This is a genomic window from Actinoplanes sp. NPDC051633 (assembly GCF_040681735.1).
Classification (GTDB): domain Bacteria; phylum Actinomycetota; class Actinomycetes; order Mycobacteriales; family Micromonosporaceae; genus Actinoplanes.
The window spans coordinates 1-2055 of record NZ_JBFAZH010001296.1 but is presented as its reverse complement, the minus strand read 5'-3'; the positions used below and the strand labels follow the sequence as shown (position 1 = coordinate 2055).

Genomic DNA, 2055 nt, shown 5'->3' with positions numbered 1-2055 from the left:
CACGACGGCGCTCAGCAGCGGCTGGTCACCGTCGCGCTGGAGCTCGGCGCGCTGTCCCGGCTCGCCGCGACGGCCGGCCACGATGAGGTCGCGGCGGGCACCGAGCGGGTGCGTACCCAACTGCTCGAAGCCACCGCCGAGCTGCGTGAGATGGCCCGCGGCCTGCACCCGGCCGTGCTGACCCAGGACGGCCTGGAGGCCGCGATCGGTTTCCTCGCCGACCGGTCCGCGGTGCCGGTGCGGCTCACCGTGGCCGTCGACCGGCGGCTGCCCGCGGAGGTGGAGGCGACCGCGTATTTCGTGGTGAGCGAGGGGCTGACCAACGCCGCGAAGCACGCCGGCGCCGGGCACGCCTCGGTGCGGGCGGAACTCACCGACGCCGGCCTGCTCGTCGAGGTCGCCGACGACGGGGTGGGTGGCGCCGCGGTCCAGCCCGGCGCCGGCCTCGAAGGCCTCGCCGACCGCCTCGCCACCCTCGACGCCCGCCTGACCATCGACAGTGGACCCGCCGGCACGCGACTGGCGACGGTGATCCCATGCGCGTGATGCTGGCCGACGACGGGGTGCTCTTCCGTGAGGGGATGGCCCGTATCCTGGCCGATGTCGGCTTCACCGTCGCCGGGCAGGCCGGCGACGGCGCCACGCTGCTCGATCTGGTGCGCGCCGACCCGCCGGACGTCGCGGTCATCGACCTGCGCATGCCGCCCGGCTTCGCCGCCGAGGGCATCGAGGCCGCCGCCGCCATCCGTGGCTTCGCGCCGCGGGTCGGCCTCATGGTGCTGTCGCAGTATGTCGAGGTGCACCATGCGCTGCGGCTGATGAGTGACTTCGACGGCGGCGTCGGCTATCTGCTCAAGGACCGCGTGTCCGATCTCGAGTCGTTCGGGGCGGATGTGCGCAAGGTCGCCCGCGGCGACACCGTCATCGACCCGGAGCTCGTCTCGCGACTCGTCGCCCGGCGCCGGGAGCGGGATCCGCTGCAGGCGTTGACCGATCGGGAGCGCGCGGTGCTCGGCGCGATGGCCCAGGGTCTGTCGAACGTCGCGGTGGCCGGCGAGCTGCACCTGGCGGTCAAGACGGTCGAGGCGCACGTGACGTCGATCTTCACCAAGCTGGGCCTGATGCCCGACGACCGGGAACACCGCCGCGTCCGGGCGGTGCTCACGTTCCTGCGGGGCGGGTCAGCCGAGTAGGTCGTCGAGGTACGGGTTGCGGAACTTGCCGGCCGGGTCGTACTGCTTGACCAGCTCGGTGAAGTCGGCGAACCGGTCGTATCGGCTCCGGATCGTGGCCGCGTCCATCGTGAAGACCTTGCCCCAGTGCGGGCGCGCCTCCAGCCCGGCCAGCGAATCCTCCAGCGCGGCCACCGCCGGCAGCACTGCCTCGGTGTCCGCGATCCAGGTGAAGTGCAGGCCCAGGCTCTCCCGCTGGTAGTTCATGCTCAGCCACAGGTCGTCGGCGGCCACCGTGCGGATCTCGTTGACCTGCAGCACGGGGGCGATCTTTTCGCGTACGCGGGCGACGGCGTCGATCGCCTCGAGGGCGCGGGACCTCGCCACCATGTACTCCGACTGCAGCTCCACGCCCGTGCTCGGGGTGAACTCGAGCTTGAAATGCGGCAGCCGCGCGTGCCACGGGCCGGGCGCGCCGAACTGCTCGGTGCTGTTCTCCGCGGTCAGGCCGGGCACCGGGTGCCGTTTGCCGTCGGCCGGGCGGGCGTCGAAGAGCGGACCCTCTGCCCGCTCCCGCAGCGCCTTGAGCCACGTGTGGTTGATCGTCGTGCTGGTCCAGTTGGTGAACATGCTGACGCTGTACTCGGCGCCGAGGATCTCGTCGAGGTGGTCGCCGAGGGCTTCGCGGGAGAGGTCGTCGTACACGTACTGGCGGATCTCGAAGGCCGGGACGACATCGAGCGTGAGGGCGGTGACCACGCCGAGCGCGCCCAGGCCGACGACGGCGCCGGCGAAGCCGGGCTCGCCGCGGCGCAGCGTGACCAGCTCGCCGTCGGCGCGGACCAGCTCCAGCGACGACACCGCGGCGGCCAGGTTCTGGTTG

General features: G+C 72.4%; 3 protein-coding genes. 2 read left to right on the top strand and 1 reads right to left on the bottom strand.

What is annotated here, in order from left to right; translation table 11 throughout:
- Both AB0M20_RS40265 and AB0M20_RS40260 read left to right on the top strand, forming a co-directional pair.
- Nucleotides 1-546: histidine kinase (locus tag AB0M20_RS40265; RefSeq protein WP_364306422.1), on the top strand; the 546-nt coding region annotated here is incomplete at its 5' end.
- Nucleotides 537-1193 (top strand): response regulator transcription factor, encoded by a 657-nt coding sequence (locus AB0M20_RS40260; protein WP_364306420.1) that lies wholly within the window; start codon nt 537-539, stop codon nt 1191-1193. The genes AB0M20_RS40265 and AB0M20_RS40260, both read left to right, overlap by 10 nt.
- Here AB0M20_RS40260 and AB0M20_RS40255 read toward each other — a convergent pair.
- Nucleotides 1182-2055, bottom strand: an 874-nt coding sequence (locus AB0M20_RS40255; protein WP_364306418.1) for a D-arabinono-1,4-lactone oxidase, incomplete at its 5' end; no start/stop codon positions are given. The two genes, AB0M20_RS40260 and AB0M20_RS40255, sit on opposite strands and share 12 nt — an antisense overlap.

Coding starts and splice junctions, on each gene's coding strand:
- AB0M20_RS40260 (WP_364306420.1), top strand. CDS start 537: ATGCGCGTGATGCTGGCCGACGACGGGGTGCTCTTCCGTGAGGGGATG.